The organism is Gordonia heveisoli (assembly GCF_030315745.1).
Classification (GTDB): Bacteria; Actinomycetota; Actinomycetes; order Mycobacteriales; family Mycobacteriaceae; genus Gordonia.
Genome location: NZ_JASXSH010000003.1, coordinates 181,518 through 206,069 on the forward strand (window position 1 = coordinate 181,518; position 24,552 = coordinate 206,069).

The window sequence follows — 24,552 nt, forward strand, 5'->3', positions numbered from 1 at the left end:
ACTGGATCATCGTGGCTACTGAACTTCTGCTCGGCGGTGTCGTGTACTCCTCGACGGTCCCCGATGCGACCGCGATGGCCATCACCGACGGGACCGTTGTCTGGGTCGGTAGCGACAAGGTCGGTCGGGCACTGCATCCCGGCGCGACCGAAGTCGATCTCGGTGGACGTTTCGTCGCCCCGGGATTCGTCGACTCCCATGTTCATCTGACCTCGACGGGGCTGGCCCTCGACGGGTTGACCCTCGATGCCGCGACCGATCGGCGCGATTGTCTGCGCCGCATCGCGGAGTTCGCGCGCACCGTCGCGGCCGGCGACCTCGTCTGGGGTCTCGGTTGGGACGACTCGGCCTGGCAGCATGCCGACGGCATCGACCGCAGGCACCCGACGACCGCCGAACTCGACGAGGTGGTCGGGCACCTGCCGGTGTATCTGGCCCGGATCGATGAGCATTCGGCCATCGCCTCTAGTGCGTTGCGGCGGCTGGTGCCCGATCTCGCCGATGCCCCCGGCTATCACCCCGACGATCCGCTGGTCGCCGATGCCCATCACCTGGTGCGGGCGGCGGCCCGATCGCTGCTCACCCCGGCGCAACGTCGCCGTGCGCAGGTGCGCGCTCTGGACGAGGCTGCGGCGCACGGCGTGGTCGCGGTGCACGAGAACGCCGGTCCGGATATCAGCGGTCTCGACGACATGCTCGCCCTCGCCGATCTCGAACATCCGGTCCAGGTCCGCCGTTACTGGGGGCAGGCCGTTGCCGACGCGGAGCAGGCGCGCGAGCTGCTGACCATCACCCGGGCCGACGGTCTGGCCGGGGATCTGTTCATCGACGGTGCGATCGGCTCACACACCGCCTGGTTGTCCGCGCCTTACACCGACGCCCCCGGCACGTCCGGCATCTCTTATCTCGACTACCACCAGGTGCGTGACCATGTCCGCGCGTGCACCCAGGCCGGTGTGCAGGCCGGGTTCCATGTCATCGGCGACGCCGCCACCGAACTCGTCGTCGCGGCTTTCGACGAACTTGCGGCGGAACTGGGTACGCCGGCGCTGGCGCGGTGTGCGCATCGCCTCGAACACGCCGAGATGGTCACCGCCACGCAGGCGCAGACCCTGGCCCGGTGTGGTGTGCTCGCGAGTATGCAGCCGCTGTTCGACGCCGCGTGGGGCGGGCCAGATGATCTCTATGTCCAGCGGCTGGGGCGCGACCGCGCGGCCGGTCTCAACGACTTCGCCATGCTCGCCAGAACCGGCGTGCCGTTGTCCTTCTCGTCCGACGCGCCGGTGACGCCCGTCGATCCGTGGTCGACGATCCGGGCCGCTGTGCACCACCATCAACCGCGGAACGCGATCTCGGCACGAGGTGCCTTCGCCGCCTGCACACGAGGCGGTTGGCGAGCCGGGGGAGTCAACGACGGCCTGACCGGCACGCTGGAGGCGGGTGCCCCCGCGAGTTATGCGATCTGGGAGGTCGACGATCTCGTGGTGGCCGGTTCCCATGAGAACGTCCAGCGATGGTCGACCGATCCTCGGTCCCGGGTGCCCGCGCTACCCGATGTCGCACCGGGCGCCCGGCTGCCCGAGTGCGTGCGGACCGTGCACGCCGGCACCGTGGTGTACGCACGGGACGACGCGTGACGTCACCCCAACAGACCCCGGAGCAACCGACTCCGGTACCCGCCGACGACCCGGATCGCGTCGCATCGCCGACCGGCATGCCTCAGCGACGTGCCCGGCTCATCTGGGCGCTGCGCACGGCGGTCGCACTGGTGGCCGGGATCGCGATGTGGGCTGCGTTTCCGCCGCATACCGCTTGGTTCCTCGCCGTCGTCTCGACTGGATTGCTGTTCGCCGCACTGACGGTGTCCCGGCCACGGGTGCGGACCGGCGCCTGGCTCGGTTTCGTCTACGGTCTGGGCTTCTTCGTCCCCCTGCTTCCGTGGGTGGGTGTCTATGTCGGTCCGCTGCCATGGCTCGCGCTGGCGGTGGCGCTCGCCGGCTATCAGGCACTGTTCGGTGTGATCGCGGTGCTGACCACCAGGTTGCCTTGTCCGCCGGTGTGGTTCACCTTGTCGTGGGTGTTCGTCGAAGCCCTGCGGTCCGGATTTCCGTTCGGCGGATTCCCCTGGGGCCGTGCGGCATTCAGCCAAGTCGAGGGGCCGTTGCTGCCGCTGGCGGCGGCGGTGGGGGCACCCGGCCTGTCGGCGGCGGTCGCCCTCTTCGGTGCCGGGGTCGTCTGGTTGATCCACATTCTGATCCGGGCCTACCGGCATTCGGGTACCGAAGCCGGCCCACAGGTACGTGCCGCTGCCGCCGCGGTGGTGCTCGCGCTGCTCGCACCGGTGTCGGCGATCGCGCTGACGCCGTCCACCCTCGACCGCAACGTCTCCGGATCGTCGATTCGGGTGGCGGCCATCCAGGGGAACGTTCCGCGTCTCGGTCTGGAGTTCAACGCGCAGCGCCGCGCGGTCCTCGACAACCATGTACGCACCACCCTCGGGCTGGCCGACGCGATCCGCACCGGGGCGGCCGAGCAGCCCGACGTCGTCTTCTGGCCGGAGAACGCCTCCGATATCTCGCCGTTGACCAATCCCGACGCCGCCGAGGAGATCACCGCAGCGTCGGTCGCGGTCGGCGCGCCGATCGTGCTGGGCACCCTCGCGCGCGACACCCAGGGCAGGCCGACGAATACGGTGCTGGTGTGGGATGGACGGCGCGGGCCGGTTGCCCGTTACGACAAACACATCGTCCAGCCGTTCGGCGAGTACCTGCCGTGGCGGTCGTTCTTCCGGTTGTTCTCGTCCTACGCCGACATGGCCGGCAACATGCAGCCCGGCCACGGCCCGTCGGCGATCCCGGTCCCGACCGACACGGGCACGCTCACCGTCGGGATCGCCACCTGCTGGGAGGTCGCCTTCGACCGTGCCGCCCGCGCTGCGGTGGACGACGGCGCCCAGTTGCTGTTCGTGCCGACCAACAATGCGACCTTCGGTCGTACCACGATGACCTATCAGCAGCTGGCCATGTCTCAGGTACGGGCCGTCGAACACGGCCGGGCCGTGGTGGTCGCGGCAACCAGCGGAGTCAGTGCCCTCGTCGAACCCGATGGCACGATCGAGTCACATTCGGAGATTTTCACCCCGGCTGTACTGCAGAGTCGCCTACCACTACATCGGGATACGACGCTGGCGACGAGGCTGGGCGAGTGGCCGCAAACCATCATGATCATCTGTTTGTTGGTCGGTCTTTTGTTTGCGGTCACGTCGCGTACTAGGTTCACTGCGGGACGTACCAGCGTCCCCGGCAATGCGAAGGAGCTCGATGACCTCGGAGAATGACTCAACATCTGGCGGTGCACCGCGGCAGGTCGTCGAGGCCGACGGCGCGGGCGCCCTGGTCGTCGTCCCGACGTTCAATGAGCGCGACAATCTGCCGCTGATCATCGATCGGCTGCACACCGCGCTGCCCGGCATTCACGTGCTGGTCGTCGATGACTCCAGCCCGGACGGCACCGGCGACGTCGCCGACGAACTCGCTGCTGCCTCACCGTCGACGATCCACGTCATGCACCGGGTCGAGAAGGATGGCCTCGGCCGCGCCTACCTGGCCGGCTTCGCGTGGGGTCTCGACCGCGACTATCGGGTCATCATCGAGATGGATGCCGACGGCAGCCACGCTCCCGAACAGTTGCACCGCCTGCTGGACGCGGTGAACGACGGCGCAGACCTGGCCATCGGATCGCGATATGTCCCGGGCGGCAAACTGGTGAACTGGCCCAAGCGCCGGGAGTTCCTCTCGCGCGGCGCCAATACTTATGCCCGGCTGGCCCTCGGCGCGAAGGTGCACGACATCACCGCAGGCTTCCGCGCCTACCGCCGCATCGTGTTGGAGAAGATCGAACTCGACACTGTCGAATCGGCGGGCTACTGCTTCCAGATCGACCTGGCCTGGCGCTCGGTGCGAGCCGGTTTCGACGTCCGCGAGGTGCCGATCACCTTCACCGAACGGGAGGTCGGGGAGTCGAAGATGAGCGGCGGGGTGATGACCGAGGCGTTTACCATGGTCGCCCGCTGGGGTATCCAGAGCCGCCTCGAACGGCTGGGGATCGGTCGCTCGACATAGCCGCAGCCGGATATGCAGGCCGCAACAAATAGCCGCAACAAGCGAGGAGGGTGGGACGCCGGTCGGCGTCCCACCCTCCTCGCTTGCGGTCCGGACCGGGTTGGCGGTCCGTGCCGATTCAGTTCGAAATGCCCTTGCGACGCTGCTTGAGCAGGTCGAGGCGCTCGTTCAGCAGCACCTCGAGCTCTTCTTCGCTGCGACGTTCGAGCAGCATGTCCCAGTGGGTGCGTGGCGGCTTGCCCTTCTTCTCCTCGGGTTCTGCACCCTCGAGAATCGTGCCCTCCATACCGTTCTTGCACGGCCACTTCGACGGCACCTCGGCGTCGTCGGCGAACGGGACGTCAAAGATCTCACCGTTGTCGGTGCGGTACTGGACGATGCGGCGGGGCGCGAGATCGTGGTCACGATCGGTTTCGTAGCTCACCGCACCGAGGCGGCTACCCCGAAGTACTCGATCTGCCATGGAATGTTCCTCTCAACCTGAGTCGTGTGCGGCTGACGACATCTCGGCCCGTTCCGGTCGTGTCGTTCCCGGGCTGCATGAGGCGCGGCTCGGACCGAACTCCGCATGCGAACTGAGCCCGAATCTCGGTACCGCGTCGCGCGCAGGGTCGTCAACAGGACTATTCTACCCGCCCGCCGGGAGTGGATGTCGCATGTGAGTCGTTACCGGTGCGCACGGTAGGTTGGCGACGTGGAGACCCTAGGCAGACGCCGACGCCCGTACGCGTGTGCGTGGTGCGGCAGCAGCATGGTCGACTCCGAACTCGGACGTCGCCGCAAATACTGCAAGAGGTCCTGCCGACAGCGCGCATACGAGCAGCGTTCCCTCGTCGCCGGGACCTCGATCCCCGACGACGCGGTCATCTTGTCCGCCGCGGAGGTCGCCGACATCGGTGATCGAATGTTCGCGTTGCGTTGCGCGGCCGAGGACCTCGACATCGCGGTCGCCGAACATGCCGACCACTCGACCCTCGCCGAGCTCGCGGCACAGGTCCTGCAGTGCGCGAAGGAAGCAGAGAAACTCCGGTGATTGTTCGTGTCTTCGGACTGTCCGCCCTGGTGTCGTTGGCCGCGCTCGCGGTCGCCTTCGGCTACGCCGGGTGGACGGGACTGGTGCTGTGCGCGATTCTCGGCATCCTCGAGGTCTCGCTGTCCTTCGACAACGCGGTCATCAACGCCACCGTCCTGGCGCGGATGAGCGACTTCTGGCAGCGGATGTTCCTGACGGTCGGCGTCATCATCGCCGTATTCGGTATGCGGCTGATCTTTCCGCTGGCGATCGTGTGGATAACTGCGGGACTCGATCCGGCCGAGGCTATGCGACTGGCGCTGAACCCACCGCCTGACGGAGCCGACCACTTCGCCGATGGCAGCCCAAGCTACGAACTGCTCCTCGAAGAGGCCAATCCGCAGATCGCCTCGTTCGGCGGGATGTTCCTGCTGCTGCTGTTCCTGAACTTCGTGCTCACCGACCGTGAACGCACCTGGCTGACGTGGCTGGAACGGCCACTCGGCGCGATCGGCAAACTCGAGACCCTGTCGATCGTGATCGCCGCGAGCAGTCTGCTGGTCTTCGCCCAGTATGTGGCCGCCGACGACGATCGCACCACGGTGCTGGTCGCCGGCCTGCTGGGCATCATCGTCTATCTCCTCGTGGACGGGCTCAGTTCGCTGTTCGAGGTGTCCGGTCCGGGATACGAGGTGACCGACACCGTCGACGACACCGGCCATGTCCATCTGAGCGGGCCGACCACGGTCACCCGTGCGGTGGGCAAGGCGGGCTTCTTCCTGTTCTTGTATCTGGAAGTCCTCGACGCCACCTTCTCCTTCGACGGCGTCATCGGCGCCTTCGCGATCACCGCGGACCCGATTCTCATCGCGCTGGGGCTGGGGTTCATCGGCGCGATGTTCGTCCGGTCGATCACGATCTATCTCGTGCGCAAGGGAACCTTGTCGCAGTACCGCTATCTCGAGCACGGGGCGCACTGGGCGATCGGTGCGCTCGCGGTGATCTTGCTCGTCAGCATCGCCCACCACATCCCCGAGGTCATCACCGGGCTGATCGGGGTGCTCTTCATCGGAGCGTCATTGCTCAGCAGCATTCGTGCCAATCGTCGCGATGCCCGTACCGCAGCCCGCCGACAGGCCGACCCGACGGGCGCGGACGCAGGCGTGCCACGGTGACGCGGCACGGACGCGTGCGGCACCGATAGCCGGTCGTTCCGCTCGAATCGGACATGGCGCGCTGTCGTTGCGCCGCAGCGGATTCGGAATGTACGAACCACCATTTGCCGGTGTTCGCGCAGCGTCGTTCCACCACGGTGCACCAGACTGGGAATCATCGCGAGAAAGACGGTGTTGTCCGGAGCGGCGACGGTGTACAAATGACGGCGACGGCGAGTCCGGCGGCACCGGATACGGCGACTTTTGGACTCACGACTTTTGGACTCACGACTCACAACGTGGTGGTTGCGGTGGACAAGGCAGCAATGGACAAGTCAGGACGAGACAGGGCGGCGACGATGGAGAAGCTGGTGCTGGACAACAGCTCGACGCTCGACAGTCGTCAGCGCGAGATGCTCCAGTTCGAGACCGAGTGGTATCCGCTCGGTGGCGGATCCTCGCGTCAGATCGTCGAACAGTTCGGTGTGGACGACCGCGATTTCTTCGCCGAGGTCGGACGCCTGGTGGACAACGATCCGCCGGAGGCACTGACCCAGGCGGAGTTGCGTCGTATGCGCGAGGTCATTCGACGCCGCCTTTGGATGGCCCGCTGATCGTCGCTGTTCGGTCGGCCGCCGACGACGCTCGGACATGCCCGACGCCGAGGCGGGGGAGTAACCTCACGCGCGTGTCCCCGTTCTCCGACGACGATCTCGCGGCCTACTACCGCGAGATCGAGTGGCGGACCGCGGCGAACGAGCCGGTACGTCGCCGGGGGCCGACGCCGATCCATCGCAGCGTCCGCGGTCGCGACAGCGACGAGGGCTCCGGGCGTGGTCGGGGCGACCGCAGCGATCGCCGGAGGCAGCCCTGCCCCACACCGGACAAGGTGGCCTACACCGATCCCGCGCAGGTGCGGGAGGCGATCGACTACGGACGGCGATACCGGCGAAGTGGTGTCGAGTTGCGTTCCTACCTGTGTCGGTGCGGTTGCTGGCATATCACCAGTTCACCGCGCCTTTCGGAGGACGAATCGGCACGCGGTCGGCGCCCACGGCACATCCCGCAGCGGGGCAAGGGTAAGAAGAAGCGGTGACCGCGTACGCACCCACCCCGGCCGTCGAGATCTCGCTCGCATCAGCCGACCCCACCCGAAGCCGGGCCGCGTACGACACGCTGCTCGATCGCACCGAGAGCACGGTGATCGGTCGTGGGAATGCGACGATCCGCCTCGTCGACGCCGATGCGGTCAATCGCACCTACCTGTTCACCGTTGATCCGGACACGCGGGCGCGGCTGCTCGCGCGCCGTGGCCTGCCCTTCACCGCGCCGACTAGCCCCGCCCATGCCGACGAGCTGATCGCCGCGGAGGCGCCCTTCGGCATCATCGGCGTCACACACACGAACGTCGACCCCGATCCGACTACGACCGCCGGCGACATCACAGCCAGCGACATCACCGGTATGGACCACCTGGTCTACATGTGTCGCGGGCGGGACCAGGCCCTCGCATTGTTCGGGGCGACACTGGGTTTCGACTTCCGCCTCGACCGCACCCTGGCCGATGGCGTCCACCAACTGTTCTTCCGCGCCGACGACCTCATCTTCGAGGTCATCGTCAACGAGGCCGACGGCGACGAGGCCGACGGCGCCGGGCCAGTCGAGCTATGGGGACTGGCGTGGCGGTCCGCCGATATCGAACTCAGCCATGCGCGCCTGCATCAGGCCGGCATGCCCGTCTCAGACATCCGTCGGGGCGCCAAACCGGGAACCCGCATCTTCACCGTTCGCGACCGGGCGCTGAGCACTCGCACCGTCGTAATCGAGCAGGGCAGCTGAGAGCGGCCATCCCGAGGCGAGTTCCGGCCAGGTGTGGCGCAGGGCACACTTCATGAGTTAATCTGACTACGGACGTTATCGAATTGAGGGCGCTGTAGTACTCATGACGGCCCATCCATATGACGACGACCCATCCATATGACGACGACCCATCCATATGACACTGTCAGACGCGCTACGCCAGGGGGTTTCATGACCGCGGTACACGACAAGGCCGACGCAGCACCGGTCGATCCCGCCGACGAGGTACTCCCCGGTGGCGATCACCTGATCAACAACGCCGACGACGAGATCGAGCTCATCTCGCCGGATTCGCTGACCGCCGAACTGACCGGCCACTTCACCTTTCTGCCGGTCAACGGCGCCGCCTTCGTCATGCAGGTGATGCATCCGATCATCGGTGATGTGGTGGACAAGTACTCGGTCTTCCGCACCGACCCGCTCGGTCGGGCCATCCGCTCGACGGATTCGGTCATGCGCTGGATCTACGGCGGAACCGAGGCCCTCGAGGAGGGCAAACGACTGCGCAAGATGCATCAGCCGCTGCAGATGCGCAACGCCGACGGCAAACACATCAGTGCGCTGAACCCGGAGGCCTACGCCTGGGTCATCGCCACGGCGTTTCCGACACTGCTGTCGAGCGCACCGCTGCTCGTCGGCCGCCAGTTCAGCGTCGTCGAACAGCGCGAGCTCCTCGAGGACAACCGGCGCATCGCCAAGATCGTCCAGGTGCCGATGAAGGGTTACCCGACAACGGTGGAGGAGTTCGGCGAGTACTTCGACGACTTCGTCGAGAACAAGCTCGTGCGCCATCCGGTGGCCGTCGAACTCATCGAGCAGATGCAGGCCGCCCCGGCGATTCCCCGCAACATCCCGGCCCGCCGCCTCGTGACGGCGATCGCGGCCAAGGCATCGATCCCGTTGCAACGGTTCAACTACCTCACCACCGTCGGGGTGATGGATCCTCGCGTACGCGAGATCCTGGGCGTGACGTGGAGCGATGACGAACAGCGGCAGCTCGAGCGGATGCACGCGGTGGTGCGCGGCGCGTATCGGGTCCTGCCCGAGCGGGTGACCTATTTCCCGTTGGCCTACCACGCCCGACGGCACCACGACGCCATCGTCGCGATGAAGAAGCGGGAGAAGCAGGGCGCGGCGTATGCGCACGCCCGCCGGGGTGTCGAGTAGTCGGATCGCCACCGCCGCATCGTCAGGCGGTGGCGAGTTCGCGCTCGACCTCCTCGGCGATCGCCAGGCACGATGTGAGGCCGGGGGATTCGATGCCGAACAGGTGCACCAGCCCGGGGATCCGGTGGACCCGAGGCCCGCTGATCACGAAGTCGGCGGCGGGCATACCCGGCCCGGAGACCTTCGGTCGGATCCCCGCATAGGCAGGCACCAACATGTCCGCGGTCAGGTCCGGCCAGTAGTTGCCGATCGCCGTGGCGAATTGTGCAACTCGTGTTTCGTCGACCCGCAGGTCCACGGTGTTGTCGTCGGCGTCGGAGGGCAGCCACTGCACATCCGGCCCGAATCGGGCCGCGCCGGCCAGGTCCAGCGTCAGGTGTACTCCCAGACCACCATCGACAGGCAGCGGATAGACCAGATGATCGAAGGGTGCCGACCCGGACGCCAGCCCGAAGTAGTTTCCCTTCGCCAGGTAGCGCGGGGGGATCGTGGACACGGCTTCAGTAACTGCCAATGACTTTGCCACGGTGACGGATTCGGCGACCGACCAGGAAACGAGACCAGCGCAGTTGATCAGTTCGTGGCAGCGCAGTCCGGTCCCGTCGCCGAGTTCGACGACAAATCCGGACCTATCGGCATGGGCGGCGCGCAGCCCGGTACGCAGCGCGACAATCCCCTCGGCCGCCCCGATGTCCCGGACGAAGGCACGCATCAGTGCGGCGGAGTCGACAATGCCGGTCGACGGCGAGAGCAGCGCGCCCACTCCTCGCAGTGCCGGTTCGCGCCGGTGCAGTTCGTCGCCGCGGAGCAGCCGCAGATCATGCACTCCGTTGGCGTCGGCGTGCGCGCGGATCCTCTCCAGGCCGGGCATCTGCGACTCGTCGGCGGCGACGATGAGCTTGCCGATTCGCCGGTGCGGCACACCGTGATCGGCGCAGTAGCGGTACAACTCGTCGCGACCGCGCACACAGAGCCGCGCCTTCAGACTGTCGGCCGCGTAGTAGATGCCCGCATGGATGACCTCGGAACTGCGCGAACTGACCTGTGTCCCAATCTCATCCATGGCCTCGATCACCGCGACCCGGCGGTTCACCCGCGACAGCCTGCGCGCGACGGCCAGTCCGATGACGCCGGCCCCGACAACCAGCGTGTCGACGTCGACGTCGGGTGCGGACCGCGATACCTCGGGCGTGGCGACGGCCCGGTCGGGATCGGCGGGGCTCGCCGGTGACTCTGTCATCGCTCGATGGTCTCACCGGTGTGCCATGTCGGTGGGCTGCCGCCGAGATACTCCGGACGACGTAGGTTGGTACGGTCTGCTCATCCGGCGCGCGGATTCGGTGCGTCCGCGGCGCACGTAGGGATGTCCTTCGACATCGGGACAGAGTGGAATGAGGATCGCACGTGGATCACGACGACTCGGCTCACCAGGATGTGGAGTCCACCGGGGATCTCATCCGTCGTGCCATCCGCTGGTGTTCGGGCGACCCGGATCCCGCCACGCGTGCCGAACTCGACGCGATCATCACGGCCACCCAGGCGGGCGACGACGCCGCGCTCGCCGACCTGGCCGGTCGCTTCACCGGACCGCTGACCTTCGGCACGGCCGGATTACGTGGCGAGGTCGGTGCGGGGGAGTCACGGATGAACGTCGCGGTGGTGACGCGTGCAACCGCCGGGGTCGCACGTTATGTGCTCGACACGGTCGGACCCGGTGCCCGGGTGGTGGTCGGTTGTGACGCACGCCGGGGTTCCGCGGAGTTCTTCGCGGCCACGACGGGGGTCCTGGCCGCGGCCGGCCTCGAGGTGTTCGCGCTGCCCGCCCAGTTGCCGACACCGCTGGTCGCCTATGCGGTCCGCGCACTCGACTGCGCGGCCGGGATTATGGTCACCGCCTCACACAATCCGCCGGCGGACAACGGATACAAGGTCTACCTCGGTGGTCCCACCCTCGACCCCCACGCTCGCGGCGTCCAGATCGTGCCGCCCGCGGACACCGCGATAGCGGACCGGATCGCAGCCGCGCCGCCCGCCATCGAGATCCGCCGGGAAGTCGCACCGGACACAACACCGGAGGCGAGCAGGATCGTCGACGACTACGTGGACCGCACCGCGGCATTGCGGACGCGCAGTGGCCCGGCCGCGGTGCGGGTCGTACTGACCGCGCTGCACGGAGTCGGTGGTCAGGTCGCCCGGCAGGTACTGGTGCGGGCCGGGATCGACGACGTCCACGTCGTAGCCGAACAGATCGATCCCGACCCGGGGTTCCCGACGGTCGCCTTTCCCAATCCGGAGGAACCCGGGGTCCTCGACGCGTCGATCTCGCTGGCGCGCAAGGTTTCCGCGGACGTGGTGATCGCACTCGATCCGGATGCCGACCGCTGCGCGGTCGCCATCCCGGGACGCGACGGCGGGTGGCGCAGGCTCACCGGCGACGAGCTCGGCGCGTTGCTGGGCGAACAGGCCGCCGCCGACCACGATCGGCCCGGCGATACTCTCGCCTGCTCCATCGTGTCGAGTCGTCTGCTTGCTCATGTCGCAGCGGCACACGGACTCCGACATCGGTTCACCCTCACCGGATTCAAATGGATCGCACGGACACCGGATTTGCGGTTCGGGTACGAGGAAGCGATCGGCTACTGCACCGACCCCGCGGCGGTCGCCGACAAGGACGGCATCTCAACGATGGTTCGCGTCGTCACACTGGTCGAAGCAGCTCGGACCGCCGGCCGGTGCCTCGACGACCTGCTCGACGACCTGGCCCGCCGACATGGTCTGCACGCCACCGCGCCGTTGAGTTTCCGGGTGTCGGATCCGGCGACGATCGGCACCGCGATGACTCGCCTGCGTGCGCGCGGCGTGTCCGCGCTGGCCGGTTCACCGGTCGTCGAATTCCGTGACCTCGCGACTGGTTCGGCGGACCTGCCGCCGACCGACGGCCTGCTGATCCGCACCGCCGACGACGCCCGGGTCATCGTCCGACCGTCGGGCACCGAACCCAAACTCAAGTGCTACCTCGAAGTCGTCCTGTCCTGTGCCGACGATGGCCGCGTGCCACGCGAGGCGGCCGCGCACCGGCTACGGATGCTGGCCGACGACATGACCGCCGTGCTCGGATTGACCTGAAACGGTCTCCACCGCTGCGCGGGTACCGACTAGCATTGGCGAAGGTGAGTGCCCTCTCCGCAGATCAACAACGACTACGCGACCTGGCGTCGCTGCGCCGGGTGCGTGATCGCATCGACCGCGACTACGCCGAACCGCTCGACGTCGAGGCGCTGGCCCGCGGGGTCAACATGTCTGCCGGTCACCTCAGCAGGCTGTTCCGGAAAGCCTATGGCGAGTCACCGTATTCGTATCTGATGACCAGGCGGATCGAGCGCGCGATGAATCTGTTGCGCCGGGGCGACCTCAGCGTCACCGAGGTGTGTTTCACCGTCGGCTGCACGTCGCTGGGCACGTTCAGCACACGGTTCACCGAGTTGGTCGGGATGTCGCCGAGCGTCTACCGCCAGACGCAGACCGAGGCCACCGCGGGCATCCCGTCGTGCGTGGCCAAACAGGTCACCAGACCGATCAGGAATCGAGAAGTCCCGCCGCCGGCATCTCAGTAGGGTTGGCATCATGAGCATCTCCATCCACTCCAGCTTCCTGCCGCAGAACGATCCCGACGCCGCACTGACCTTCTACCGCGACGTCCTCGGTTTCGAGGTCCGAAACGATGTCGGCTACAACGGTTTACGGTGGATCACCGTCGGTCCGGCCGGCCAGCCCGACACCTCCATCGTGCTCTATCCGCCGACCGCGACACCGGGCATCACCGACGATGAGCAGCAGGTGATCGCCGAGATGATGGCCAAGGGCACCTTCGCCAGCCTGCTGTTGGCCGCCGACGATCTCGACGCCACCTTCGCTGCCGTGCAGTCGACCGACGCCGAGATCATCCAGGAACCCACCGATCAGCCATATGGCGTACGTGACTGCGCGGTTCGTGATCCGGCCGGAAACATGATCCGCATCCAGCAGAAGGCCTGACCCCGAGGCCCGGTCCGCCCTACCCAGACGCAGCGAATCAGACCCAGAGAGAAGCAGGTATGTCCGCGAAACAGACGCGCACACCCCATCCCGCCGACGGCCACGACTGGATCCGAGTGCACGGCGCCCGCGAGAACAACCTCAAGAACGTGGACGTCGACTTGCCGAAACGCAGGTTGACCGTATTCACCGGGGTGTCCGGATCGGGGAAGAGTTCATTGGTTTTCGGCACGATCGCCGCCGAATCGCAGCGCATGATCAACGAGACCTACAGCGCTTTCGTCCAGGGCTTCATGCCCACCCAATCGCGGCCCGACGTCGACATTCTCGAAGGACTGACCACCGCGATCATCGTCGACCAGGAACGGATGGGCGCCAATGTGCGGTCTACCGTGGGCACCGCCACCGACGCCAACGCCCTCCTCCGAATCTTGTTCAGCCGCCTCGGTGAACCCCACATCGGGTCGCCGCAGGCCTTCTCGTTCAACGTCGCCTCGATCAGCGGAGCCGGCGCGGTCACCGTCGACAAGGGCGGACGACAGGTCAAGGAGCGCCGCACCTTCTCCATCACCGGCGGCATGTGTCCGCGATGTGAGGGCCGCGGATCGGTCTCCGACTTCGACCTGACCGCACTCTACGACGAGACGAAGTCGCTCAACGACGGCGCGCTGACCATTCCGGGTTACAGCATGGACGGATGGTATGGCCGGATCTTCCGCGGATGCGGGTACTTCGATCCGGACAAGCCGATCGCCACGTTCACCAAGAAGCAACTCGACGACCTGCTCTACCGGGAGCCGACCAAGATCCAGGTCGACGGGATCAACCTGACCTACGAGGGACTGATCCCGAAGATTAAGAAGTCGATGCTGTCGAAGGATCGCGAGGCGATGCAGCCGCACATCCGGGCCTTCGTCGACCGGGCGATCGCCTTCGCCGAGTGCCCCGACTGTGGCGGCACCCGACTGTCGGCGGCGGCGCGGTCGTCGACGATCAACGGTCTCAGCATCGCCGACGCATGCGCGATGCAGATCAGCGACCTGGCCGACTGGGTCGACGGCATCGATGAGCCATCGGCCGCGCCGCTGCTCGCCGGTCTGCGCGCCAACCTCCAGTCCTTCGTCGACATCGGTCTGGGTTACCTGTCGCTGGACCGTCCGGCCGGAACCCTGTCCGGAGGAGAGTCCCAGCGCACCAAACTGATTCGCCACCTGGGTTCATCTCTGACCGACGTCACCTACGTCTTCGACGAACCGTCCATCGGCCTACACCCGCATGACATCGAACGAATGAACCAGCTGCTGCGTCAGCTGCGCGACAAGGGCAACACGGTACTCGTCGTCGAACACAAGCCCGAGGTCATCACCATCGCCGACCACATCGTCGATCTGGGGCCAGGTGCGGGTGTCGACGGTGGGCAGGTCATGTTCGAGGGCACGGTCGACGGGTTGCGCGCGAGCGGCACCGTGACCGGTCACCACCTCGACGACCGGATACGACTCAAGGAGTCAACGCGGCCGTCGTCGGGCAAAGTCGAGATCCGTGGCGCCACTACGCACAATCTGCGGGACGTCGACGTCGACATCCCGCTCGGCCAATTCGTCGCGGTCACCGGGGTGGCGGGCTCGGGCAAGAGCTCACTCATCCACGGATCGGTGGCCGGACGTGAGGGTGTCGTCGCCATCGACCAGAGTGCGATCAAGGGTTCACGGCGCAGCAACCCGGCGACCTACACCGGTGTCCTCGATCCGATCCGCAAAGCCTTCGCCAAGGCCAACGGCGTGAAGCCGGCACTGTTCAGCGCCAACTCCGAGGGCGCCTGCCCCAACTGCAACGGCGCCGGGATGATCTATTCGGATCTAGCTGTGATGGCCGGGGTCGCCACCGTGTGTGAGGTCTGCGATGGCAAGCGGTTCCAGGCGGAAGTGCTCGAATACACCCTGGGCGGGCGCGACATCGACCAGGTCCTGTCGATGTCGGTGGCGCAGGCGCAGGCCTTCTTCGCCGATGGCGAGGCGAAGATCCCCGCAGCCCACAAGATTCTGACTCGGCTGGCCGACGTCGGGCTGGGGTACCTCAAGATCGGGCAACCGCTGACCACCCTGTCCGGGGGCGAGCGGCAGCGACTGAAACTTGCCTCACTGATGGGGGAGAAGGCCGAGATCTACATCCTCGACGAGCCGACCACCGGGTTGCATCTCGCCGACGTCGAACAGCTACTCGACCTACTCGACCGGCTGGTCGACAGCGGTAAGTCGATCATCGTGATCGAACACCACCAGGCGGTGATGGCACGCGCGGACTGGATCATCGACATCGGCCCCGGTGCCGGCCACGACGGCGGGCAGGTGGTTTTCGAGGGCACACCCGCCGAACTGGTCGCCGACCCGTCCACCCTCACGGGTAAACATCTCGCCGAGTACGTGGGTGCCGCCGGGTAACCCGCCTGCCAACGCCCGAACGGGGCGTCCGCGATATCCTCTCGTCGGAGATGAGAGGGTGGTCGTGACGGTTGTGGTAGACGGCTACCTGCGCAGTTCGTGGGCGCGCGCGGCCGCGGCGGTCGCACTGGTGGTCGCGACCTTCGCCTTCGTCTTCGTCTTCCCGGGCGGCGCGTTCACGCCCTATCACGTCGACTACGACGTGTACCGGACCGGTGCGCAGGTCTACCGCGACGGTGGCGACCTCTACGGCACGCTGCCGCAGTTGGCCGATGGCACCTATCTGCCCTTCACCTACCCGCCGATCGCGGCCGCCCTGTTCACCGTGTTCACGCCGATCCCGCTCGGCATCGGCGCCCAACTGTTCACCGTCTTCTCCATCCTGTGCCTGATCCTGGTGCTGCGGCTGGTGATGGTCTCACTGATCGATCGTCCCAGCGCCCAGGTGTGGTGGCTGGTGGTGCCGGTGGCGGCGCTGTCACTCGGCCTGGGACCAGTCCGCGACACCTTGACCTTCGGCCAGGTCAACATCGTGCTGATGGCGCTCGTGGTCGTCGACCTGCTGCGCGGGCGGGGCCGCTGGTGGAGCGGCACGCTGATCGGGCTGGCGATCGCCGTCAAGCTGACGCCTCTGGTCTTCGTGCTGTTGCTGGTCTTGCGCCGTGACCTTCGGTCGGCGGTGGTCGCGGTGGTGTCGGCGTTGGTGTGGACGCTCCTCGGCTATCTACTCATGCCTGCTGCATCGGCTGAGTACTGGCAGCAGACCCTGCGCGACACCAGCCGGATCGGCAACCTGGAGTACGCCGACAACCTGTCCATCAACGGTGTGTTGCGCCGACTGGGGATCGACTCGGGCGCGGTGTGGTTCGTGCTGGCCGGGCTCGCAGGCCTACTCGTGGTGTGGGCGACCTGGCGGCTGCTGCGTGCCGACAGCCAGGTGGGTGCGATGCTCGCGGTGTCGATGGCGGCACTGCTGTGCTCGCCGGTTGCGTGGGAGGAACACTGGGTCTGGGTGTCGCCGCTACTGGTGACCATGGCGGTCTGGGGCGCCGAGACCTCGTCGAGGCGAGTCTGGTGGCCACTGACCGCCGTCGGCCTGGTGGTCCTCTACGTGGCCGCGCACCACCGGATCGCCAACGGCCACCAGGTGGAACTGGACTGGACGTGGTGGCAGCACCTGGCCGGCGCGTCATACCTGATCTGGGGGCTCGCGGTGCTCGTCGCGATGGGCCGGTGCGCGCGTGACGTACCCGTCGACATCACTCGCCGACGACCGACCGCCCCTTCTCCGTCAATCGCCTGACGCGGTGACCACCTGCTCGTAGACTCGTTCCGAACACGCTTGAAACAATCCGTGCATTCCGTTTCAATGGATCTACCGTCCACGAGCACCAGGGGGAGCCGCCATGTCGTCCGCATCGTCATCCAAGAAGTCACCGGACCTGAAGCGAACCCTGCAGGCTGCGATCGGTAAGGCCAGCGCGGCCTACCCGAGTCCACCGCGCGCGCTCGCCGAGCCGCCCGCCGGATCCGGCCTCAAGCCGGTGATGGGCGACGGCGGCCTGCCGTATCTGGGCAACACGTTGCAGATGCTCGCCGACCCGCTGGCGGTGTCGATGCGACGGTTCGAGGAATACGGCCCGGTGTCCTGGTCCGGTTCACTCGGCATGAACCTGGTGACGCTCGTCGGCCCGGAGGCCATCGAATGTGCCTGGATGAATCGCGAGAAGGCATTCTCCAGCGAACAGGGCTGGGAACCGATGATCGGCCCGTTCTTCCGCCGCGGCATCATGCTGATGGACTTCGACGAGCACATGCACCATCGGCGAATCCTGCAGCAGGCATTCACCCCCGCCCGCCTGAAGGGCTACCTGGGCCGGATGACCCCGCACATCGAGAAGACGCTGTCCAATTGGGAGGTCGGACCCGACTTCCGGATGTATTCGCGGACCAAGGATCTGACCCTGTCGCTGGCCACCGAGGTATTCGTCGGCGCCGAACTGAACGAGGCCGACACCCATCGGCTGGAGAGCGCTTTCGAGGCCGCCGTGCGCGGCGGTCAGGCCATCATCCGCAAGGATGTCAAGGTCGGCACCTGGGCGCGTGGCCTGCGCGGCCGGGAGGCCCTGCAGGAGTATTTCCGGTCGGAGATCCCCAAGCGCCGCACCACCGAGGCCGACGACCTGTTCAGCGTGCTCTGCCACAGTCAGAGCGACGAGGGCCACATGTTCTCCGACGAGGACATCGTCAACCACATGATCTTCGTGATGATGGCCGCCCATGACACCAGCACGATCGCACTGTCCATGCTGGCCTACTTCCTCGGCAAGCACCCGGAGTGGCAGGAACGCCTGCGGGCCGAGTCACTGGCCCTGGGCAAGGAGAACCTCGACTACGAGGACGTCGACAAGCTCCCCAGCCTCGATCTCGCGTTCAAGGAAACACTCCGCATCAACGCTCCGGTGGGCATGCTGTTCCGCAAGACGATCGTCGACACCGACATCCTCGGCCACTACGTGCCGGCCGGCACCCTGCTCGCCATCCACCCGTGGGCGACGATGCTGCGCAAGGAATGGTGGCCCAATCCGACCCACTGGGATCCCGAACGATTCTCCGCGGAACGTCGCGAGGACAAGGTGCACCGGTTCGCCTGGGCCCCGTTCGGGGGCGGCGCACATAAGTGCATCGGACTGTATTTCGGTGGCATGGAGGTGAAGTCGATCATGCACCAGATGCTGCAGCGCTTCGAATGGACCGTCCCCGCGGACTACCGCCCCGTGCTGACCTACGGCACCGGACCGACGCCGGCGGACGGCCTCCCGATCAACCTGCGGCACCGCCGGGTGTGACGGGCCGCCCGCGGTCGCCGGGGCCGGGGCACTGGGCCTCAGTCCAGTAGCCCGGCCAACTGTTCGATCTCGGCGGCACTGCCGGGTGAGACGAGCATCGTCGTGACGCCGGCACGTTCCCAGACTGCGATCTGTTCGCGCACATGGTCGAGGTCGCCGAATCCTCGACGACCTCGTCGGGAATGATGTTCGCGGCCTCGTCCTTCCGATTGCTGCGGAAGAGCGCGGTCACCTCGTCGACGACGTCGCCGTATCCCATCCGGCGATAGACCTCGGCATGGAAATTGGTGTCCTCGCTACCCATTCCACCCATGTACAGCGCAAGGAACGGTTTGATCGCGGCGAAGGTGGCGGCCCGATCATCGGTGATGGCGATCTGCGCGGTGGCGCAGATCTCGAAGGTTTCGCGGCTGCGGCGTGCTCCCGGTCGGGCGAATCCCTCATCGAGCCATTCGTTGTAGGTGTCGGCCATCCGGGCCGTGTAGAACAGCGGCAGCCAGCCATCGGCGATCTCGGCCGTGAGCGCGATATTCTTGGGCCCTTCGGCGCCGAGCATGACGGGGATGTCGGCGCGACGAGGATGCACGATCGGCTTGAGTGGCTTCCCGAGTCCCGTCGTACCTTCACCCCGCAGGGGCAGCGGATAATGCGGGCCGTCGCTCACGACGGGCGCCGCACGCGCCCAGACCTGGCGCATGATGTCGATGTATTCGCGGGTGCGCGCAAGGGGTTTCGCGAACTGCTGGCCGTACCAGCCCTCGACGACCTGAGGTCCCGACACCCCGAGTCCGACCACGTGCCGCCCGCCGGAAAGATGATCGAGGGTAAGCGCGGCCATCGCGCAGGCGGTGGGCGTACGCGCCGACATCTGCAATACCGAGGTGCCCAGCCGGACGCGCTCGGTCGACGACCCCCACCAGGCCAGCGGGGTATACGCGTCCGAGCCCCAGGCCTCGGCGGTGAATACGCTGTCGAAGCCCGACGCCTCGGCGGCGGCCACCAGTTCGGCATGGTTGGACGGCGGCTGCGCGCCCCAATATCCCAGTTGCAGACCGAATTTCATCTTCTGTCGCCCTCCCATGCCGTAGGTTTGCCCGCGGCGTCATGTCCACGCCTGACGAATCACCCCAACCTACGACAGGACCGTCACGCCGATCAAGCACTCAGATAGTAAAATTGTTGAGTAACACCAGAGCGGTCGCCAGAAGGCCCGGCCGGCTGAGAGTGGAGGTCCGTGATGTCGCTGCGCCACGCCATACTGGCTGCCCTGCTCGATGGTGAGGCCTCGGGCTATCACCTCGCCAAGAACTTCGACGTCTCGGTCGCGAGCTACTGGTTCGCGACCCCTCAGCAGCTCTACGCCGAACTCACCCGACTCGAGACGGCGGGACTCATCACCGGCCGCGAGGTCGTTCAGCAACGGCGACCCAACAAGCGAATGTTCACCATCACCGAAGCGGGCATGTCGGCCCTGCACGACTTCGTCGCATCAGCGTCGCGCCCGACGTTCATCCGCGACGAACTGCTCGTGCAGGTCTACGCCTGCGATGCCGGTGACGCCGCGAAACTCGCCGGGCATCTGCAAGAGCGGGCCGCCCAGGCGATCGCCAAGGCCGAACTCATCGAGAAGCTGCTGGCGAAGTTGCGTGGCGAGCGATCGGAGGACCGCTATCTCGCCGAGGCCGTCCGGGTCGGCCCGTATCTGACCGGATTGCGGGGGAGCACCTTCGAACGCGAGAACGCCGCCTGGTGCCACCGTGTCGCCAGCGTGCTCCGGCTGCGTGCGAATCTCGCGGCCGAGACCGTCGATTGACCGATACCGGTCAGTTCTGTTGGGCAGCAGCGATCTCCGCGGCAGCCTCGGACTTGATGCGGTCGAACTGTGCGCCCATCGCCTCGGCGAGCGCCTGCGCCCCCGACAGCGGCCGAACCATCACCATGAAGTCGACGATCTTGCCGTCGTCGTCGGTACGGATGAAGTCACACCCAGTGATCTTCTTGCCGTTCACGACCGTCTCGAAGACCAGTGCGTGGTCACGATCGGTCTCGCCACCGATCTCACGGATGTACCGAAAGTCGGTGAAGACCCGGAGGACGCCGCGCAGAATGGCCATCGTGATCGGCTTACCGGGGTATGGCGTGAAGGCGACCGGACTGGTGAAGACCACATCGTCGGCCAGCAGGTCGGCCATCGCGTCGGTGTCCTGATTCTCCACCGCGACACGGAACGGATGCATGAGCGACCTCCATGGTGATAGTCCAATAATTGACTATCAGGGTAGGGGGCGTCATCCGAACGGGCAAGGCCTGACGGCAACGACGATCAATGCGTCGGTTCGGCCTCGGGATCGGGTGTCACATGCATGGCGGACAGTTCACCCAGCGCACGGAACACGCGTTTGGACGCCTCGGACCATGGCATCAGGATCGGGAACACATGGAACATCCCGGGTTCCTCCATGTCGAACACCTCGACATCGGCCTTCTTCAGGATCTCGGTGAACTCGCGCAGACCGTCACGGAAGATCTCGTCCCCGCCCCAGCAGATGAAGGTGGGCGGGAACCACGACGGGTCCAGTTCACCGTGACCGACCGACACTCTCGCGTCATTCGGCTGCACTCCCTGCAGATAGGGGGCAACCGGAACATTCCACGGCAGGATGTCGAGAGCCGCATTCGCGGTCACCGACGGCTGGTCGAGATCGAGATCGATCTCAGGGGAGAACAGTGCCAGCGCCGCCGGCGCCGGCATCTCCTCCGTATGCAGGTATGCGATCAGCGATGCCGCGAGCCCACCACCGCCGGAGTCGCCGGCGATGACCAGATGTTCGGGGTCCACACCTCGGTCGAGCAGGCCCTGATAGGCAGCCGCAGCGTCCACGACACCCGCCGGGAACGGGAATTCAGGTGCCATCCGGTAATCGGCGATGAAGATCTCGTTGCCGGCGATCTTCACCAGCGACGACGCGAACGACGCGTACATCATCGGAGTGGTGCCGATGTAGCCACCGCCGTGGAGGTACAGCACGGTTCCGTTGATGGTCTCCTTGTCCGCGCCGTCCTCGACGAACGCGTCGGTACTCGCCTTCGCCCGGCACCAGATACCTGGAATGCCGCCGACGACGTCGCGGGTGATCTCGACACCGTCGGTCACCCCGACGAACGGCGGCATGACGACGCGGCAGATGTTGTCGAGGACCTTCTCCATGGACCGGAACTCCGGGATGGGCAGACCCATCGAATAGCCCATGAAGGCGCGAATCGTCTGTCGGGTGACCGACTGTCCGACATTGTCGAGTAAGCCACCCGGCCCCTGCCACGGACGGTCGAACGGCACGTGGGCCAATCCGTTGAGCATGCGGTTCGCGAGGCCCCACACAGCGAGCGCGGTGACGGGAGCCGAGGCGGTCTCCACCTCGGGACGATCAGCCATGACCATGCCGCGAGTGTATCCAGCGGCCACCGATCACGCCGATCGAGCACGCCCACAAAAAAGCTCCGGCCGACCTGCCGGGTCGGGGGTCTGGCAGATCAGCCGAAGCCTCATGAGTATGGCAGACCCGATCATGCGTTACATCGAGCACCCGGACTGTCACCCGAGCCGCGACACGCGGACCGCCCGCCCACACGAATCGATACCGTTCCCGATGGCGGCAGGCTAGCGTCGGGACGGTACGACCGATACCACGATCACGACACCCGACGGCACGGAGCAATGTCCCAGAATCTGACATATGAGGAATTCGGCCGCCGATTCTTCGAGGTCGCCGTCACCGAGGATCGGATCGGCGCCGCATTCGCCGCGATCACCGGCGGCGCCTTCGAGGTGGGACCGATACCGTCCGGACCGGGCGGCCTGGCGAAGGTACGGGCCCGCGTCCGGATCGCCGAACCGCAGATCACGCGCAACGTCGGCGAACTCATCACCTTCGAGGTCGCGATACCACTGCGGATCGGGCTGCTCGTCGATCTGCGGCTCGACCGGGTCAAATACGACGTCGACGGCCTCGTCACCCTGCCGTTGACGGCCCGGGCGGTCGAACCCCTCGAATTGCGCATCGAGGTGGAACCCCCGCGACCTCAGGACGTCGTCGTCGGGGTGGCCTCACGAAACCTGCGCGGCGAGATCGTCCGGATGGTCGGGCAGGTCGACGACGAGATCAAACGCTTCGTCGCCCGGCACGTCGCCGAGGAGATCGACAAGCCAGAGGTCCGCAAAGCCCGCATCATCGATGTCGCCGCCGAGCTCGGACGGGCATTCGAAGCAATGTGAGGCGGGGCACGTCCATCAGCGGATGTGCACAGACACCCCAGATCGGCGGTGGCGATCGGCGCGTGCGAGCTCCAGCATGGCAAACTACCTTGCGGCCCGGGGAGATCGTCCGGTGCTCGTTTCGTGCATTGAGCCGATGCATGTCACCCGTCCAGTCAGGAATCGTGAGGCAGAGAATTTGAGTGCTGAACAGCCGACGCTGACGGAGATCTGGGAGGCCAACCGCGGGATCCAGGAGTCCGCAGCGGTGCGATTGTTCGCGGCGACGAACGCCGCCCTCTACGTCACGCTGATGGAACGCCATCTGGACTTCGGTGCCCGGCGCACCGAGAACGAACTGGCGCTGCGCCTCGAACGCGATATGGCCGAACTCGGCGTCGGCGACCATCCCAATGGTCTGGAGTTGGTGAAATCGTGGGCCCGGCAGGGGTGGCTGCATCGGGTGACCGACACGGCCACCGCGTCGTCGCAGAATCTCTGCTCGCTGACCCCCGAGGCGCGGACGGTCCTCGACTTCGTGCGACGGCAGCGTCGGGCGGACAGTGTCGCCACCGGTGGTTCGATCAGTGCCGTCGCCGCCGGACTCCGCCGTGTCGCCGGCCGCGTCACCGACGATCCCGACCAGATTCGTGGCGACATCGAGGCGCAGATCTCCGAACTCGACGCCGAGTTGGCCGACCTGGACGCCGGTGTCCCCCGGAACCCCGACCTTCAGGCCGCCGAGGACGAGGCGCGTGCGATCGCCTATCAGATGGAACAGATCATCTCCGACATCGGGCAGTACGGCAGCATGCTCGACCGCATCACCACCGCGCTCCTCGACGATCCGCACGACTCCGACCTGGCCTACCGCGACCGCCAGCGCCAGATGTTCGACGACTACGAGGCGCTGTTAGAGTCGTCGCAGAGTGCGTCGTATCAGGCGTTCACGCGGATGATCCAGGATCCGACCGAACGCGCACGTCTGGTCACCGACATCGACACCCTGACCGAACGCCTACCGGGAATCGAACCCGGACTGCGGGCGGTGATGGAGAACTTCTTCGAGCTGGTGTCCGCCCAGATGGGCGAGGTCGGCCGCACGCGCCAGCGGTGTGCGCGGCGTATTCGTCGATTCTTCGCCGCAGGCACGCTCGAGCAGAGCCGCGGCATCGCACGCCAGCTCAACGACGCCCTGGCCACCGCCAACGAATTGCTCAAGAGTTCACTGGCCGACCGGCGCATCGGATACGAGCTACCACTCGCCGCACCGGCGGTCACCTCCATCGGCCGCCTGTCGTTCGAGATCCGCGACCCGGCTCCACCGACACCGGCGCTCCCGTCGACGACGACCGCCGACCTCAACTCTTTCGCGTCGATGGCCGGGCAGGTCGACACCGTCGAACTCACCGAGGTGGTGAATGCCGCGATCGCCGACGGCCCGGTGTCGCTGTCGCAGGCCGTCGAACAGATCGCCGAGCCCTACCTCGGTCATGTGATCGTGCTGTGGTCGTGGGCACTGCGGCAGCCCGGCGGTGAATCCGGTCAGGCGTCGGTGCCGGTCCGGTTCCGTTCATTACAAGGGGAGGACCACGTGATCGAGGTGCCGGCTCTGATGTTCTCCGAACCGATTCCGACCGCGGAGGTCGATGCGCTGTGAC

At 66.4% G+C, this 24,552-nt stretch carries 22 protein-coding genes and 1 pseudogene; 18 read left to right on the plus strand and 5 right to left on the minus strand.

Translation table 11 applies throughout. From position 1 onward, the window contains the following. Positions 1–11 precede the first annotated feature (11 nt). The 3 genes from QSJ18_RS04115 (at position 12) to QSJ18_RS04125 (ending at position 4,121) form a co-directional block, all read left to right on the plus strand. Positions 12–1,637 carry an amidohydrolase gene (locus QSJ18_RS04115; protein ID WP_286324982.1) on the plus strand — a complete coding sequence of 542 codons (1,626 nt, stop codon included), beginning with the start codon at positions 12–14 and terminating at the stop codon, positions 1,635–1,637. A 77-nt stretch (positions 1,638–1,714) separates the two neighbouring features. Continuing rightward, positions 1,715–3,337, plus strand: a complete 1,623-nt coding sequence (lnt, locus tag QSJ18_RS04120) for an apolipoprotein N-acyltransferase (protein ID WP_286325063.1) — start codon at positions 1,715–1,717, stop codon at positions 3,335–3,337. Next, entirely contained in the window at positions 3,321–4,121 is an 801-nt protein-coding gene (locus QSJ18_RS04125) for a polyprenol monophosphomannose synthase (RefSeq protein WP_286324983.1), read from the plus strand. The genes lnt and QSJ18_RS04125 overlap by 17 nt, the downstream gene beginning before the upstream one ends. 118 nt (positions 4,122–4,239) lie before the next feature. Here QSJ18_RS04125 and QSJ18_RS04130 read toward each other — a convergent pair whose 3' ends face one another. Next, complete coding sequence (locus QSJ18_RS04130) at positions 4,240–4,584, minus strand: RNA polymerase-binding protein RbpA (RefSeq protein WP_286324984.1); 345 nt, start codon at positions 4,582–4,584, stop codon at positions 4,240–4,242. 288 nt (positions 4,585–4,872) lie between these two features. Between QSJ18_RS04130 and QSJ18_RS04135 the strand changes: the two genes are divergently transcribed. The 6 genes from QSJ18_RS04135 to QSJ18_RS04160 all read left to right on the plus strand — a co-directional run bounded on the left by QSJ18_RS04135 (position 4,873) and on the right by QSJ18_RS04160 (position 9,314). After that, entirely contained in the window at positions 4,873–5,154 is a 282-nt protein-coding gene (locus QSJ18_RS04135) for a hypothetical protein (RefSeq protein WP_286324985.1), read from the plus strand. Then, entirely contained in the window at positions 5,151–6,308 is a 1,158-nt protein-coding gene (locus QSJ18_RS04140) for a DUF475 domain-containing protein (RefSeq protein ID WP_286324986.1), read from the plus strand. Before QSJ18_RS04135 ends, QSJ18_RS04140 begins: the two co-directional genes overlap by 4 nt. Before the next feature lie 338 nt (positions 6,309–6,646). Then, entirely contained in the window at positions 6,647–6,901 is a 255-nt protein-coding gene (locus tag QSJ18_RS04145; RefSeq protein ID WP_286325064.1) for a DUF3263 domain-containing protein, read from the plus strand. A gap of 74 nt (positions 6,902–6,975) precedes the next feature. Beyond that, positions 6,976–7,383 (plus strand): hypothetical protein, encoded by a 408-nt coding sequence (locus tag QSJ18_RS04150; protein ID WP_286324987.1) that lies wholly within the window; start codon positions 6,976–6,978, stop codon positions 7,381–7,383. Further along, complete coding sequence (locus tag QSJ18_RS04155) at positions 7,380–8,126, plus strand: VOC family protein (protein WP_286324988.1); 747 nt, start codon at positions 7,380–7,382, stop codon at positions 8,124–8,126. Before QSJ18_RS04150 ends, QSJ18_RS04155 begins: the two co-directional genes overlap by 4 nt. 192 nt (positions 8,127–8,318) lie before the next feature. Continuing rightward, positions 8,319–9,314, plus strand: coding sequence for an oxygenase MpaB family protein (locus QSJ18_RS04160; protein WP_286324989.1), 996 nt, complete (start codon positions 8,319–8,321; stop codon positions 9,312–9,314). A gap of 22 nt (positions 9,315–9,336) precedes the next feature. Here the strand turns inward: QSJ18_RS04160 and QSJ18_RS04165 are convergent, their stop codons facing one another. Beyond that, entirely contained in the window at positions 9,337–10,554 is a 1,218-nt protein-coding gene (locus tag QSJ18_RS04165) for an NAD(P)/FAD-dependent oxidoreductase (protein ID WP_286324990.1), read from the minus strand. A 164-nt stretch (positions 10,555–10,718) separates the two neighbouring features. Between QSJ18_RS04165 and QSJ18_RS04170 the strand changes: the two genes are divergently transcribed. The 6 genes from QSJ18_RS04170 (at position 10,719) to QSJ18_RS04195 (ending at position 18,639) form a co-directional block, all read left to right on the plus strand. Beyond that, positions 10,719–12,440 carry a phospho-sugar mutase gene (locus QSJ18_RS04170; RefSeq protein WP_462475980.1) on the plus strand — a complete coding sequence of 574 codons (1,722 nt, stop codon included), beginning with the start codon at positions 10,719–10,721 and terminating at the stop codon, positions 12,438–12,440. Between the two features lie 44 nt (positions 12,441–12,484). Continuing rightward, on the plus strand, positions 12,485–12,928 hold the full coding sequence (locus tag QSJ18_RS04175; protein ID WP_286324991.1) for a helix-turn-helix transcriptional regulator: 444 nt from the start codon (positions 12,485–12,487) through the stop codon (positions 12,926–12,928). 10 nt (positions 12,929–12,938) lie between these two features. Beyond that, positions 12,939–13,349 carry a VOC family protein gene (locus QSJ18_RS04180; protein ID WP_286324992.1) on the plus strand — a complete coding sequence of 137 codons (411 nt, stop codon included), beginning with the start codon at positions 12,939–12,941 and terminating at the stop codon, positions 13,347–13,349. A 59-nt stretch (positions 13,350–13,408) separates the two neighbouring features. Then, entirely contained in the window at positions 13,409–15,790 is a 2,382-nt protein-coding gene (locus QSJ18_RS04185) for an excinuclease ABC subunit UvrA (RefSeq protein ID WP_286324993.1), read from the plus strand. 64 nt (positions 15,791–15,854) lie between these two features. Continuing rightward, complete coding sequence (locus QSJ18_RS04190; RefSeq protein WP_286324994.1) at positions 15,855–17,093, plus strand: glycosyltransferase 87 family protein; 1,239 nt, start codon at positions 15,855–15,857, stop codon at positions 17,091–17,093. Positions 17,094–17,196: 103 nt separating this feature from the next. Next, complete coding sequence (locus QSJ18_RS04195) at positions 17,197–18,639, plus strand: cytochrome P450 (protein ID WP_286324995.1); 1,443 nt, start codon at positions 17,197–17,199, stop codon at positions 18,637–18,639. A gap of 38 nt (positions 18,640–18,677) precedes the next feature. Here QSJ18_RS04195 and QSJ18_RS04200 read toward each other — a convergent pair. Next, positions 18,678–19,702: pseudogene (locus QSJ18_RS04200) on the minus strand (LLM class F420-dependent oxidoreductase). A gap of 174 nt (positions 19,703–19,876) precedes the next feature. On the opposite strand from QSJ18_RS04200, the gene QSJ18_RS04205 reads away from it, so the two are divergent. Further along, positions 19,877–20,452: a PadR family transcriptional regulator gene (locus tag QSJ18_RS04205; RefSeq protein WP_286324996.1), complete on the plus strand. Its 576-nt coding sequence runs from the start codon at positions 19,877–19,879 to the stop codon at positions 20,450–20,452. A gap of 10 nt (positions 20,453–20,462) precedes the next feature. Here the strand turns inward: QSJ18_RS04205 and QSJ18_RS04210 are convergent, their stop codons facing one another. Together QSJ18_RS04210 and QSJ18_RS04215 are read right to left on the minus strand one after the other, a co-directional pair. Beyond that, on the minus strand, positions 20,463–20,876 hold the full coding sequence (locus tag QSJ18_RS04210) for a nuclear transport factor 2 family protein (RefSeq protein ID WP_286324997.1): 414 nt from the start codon (positions 20,874–20,876) through the stop codon (positions 20,463–20,465). Positions 20,877–20,962: 86 nt separating this feature from the next. Further along, positions 20,963–22,078 (minus strand): alpha/beta hydrolase, encoded by a 1,116-nt coding sequence (locus QSJ18_RS04215; protein ID WP_286324998.1) that lies wholly within the window; start codon positions 22,076–22,078, stop codon positions 20,963–20,965. A 276-nt stretch (positions 22,079–22,354) separates the two neighbouring features. Between QSJ18_RS04215 and QSJ18_RS04220 the strand changes: the two genes are divergently transcribed. After that, positions 22,355–22,912: a hypothetical protein gene (locus QSJ18_RS04220; protein ID WP_286324999.1), complete on the plus strand. Its 558-nt coding sequence runs from the start codon at positions 22,355–22,357 to the stop codon at positions 22,910–22,912. A gap of 136 nt (positions 22,913–23,048) precedes the next feature. Further along, positions 23,049–24,551: a DUF3375 domain-containing protein gene (locus tag QSJ18_RS04225; RefSeq protein WP_462475982.1), complete on the plus strand. Its 1,503-nt coding sequence runs from the start codon at positions 23,049–23,051 to the stop codon at positions 24,549–24,551. Position 24,552: the final 1 nt, after the last annotated feature.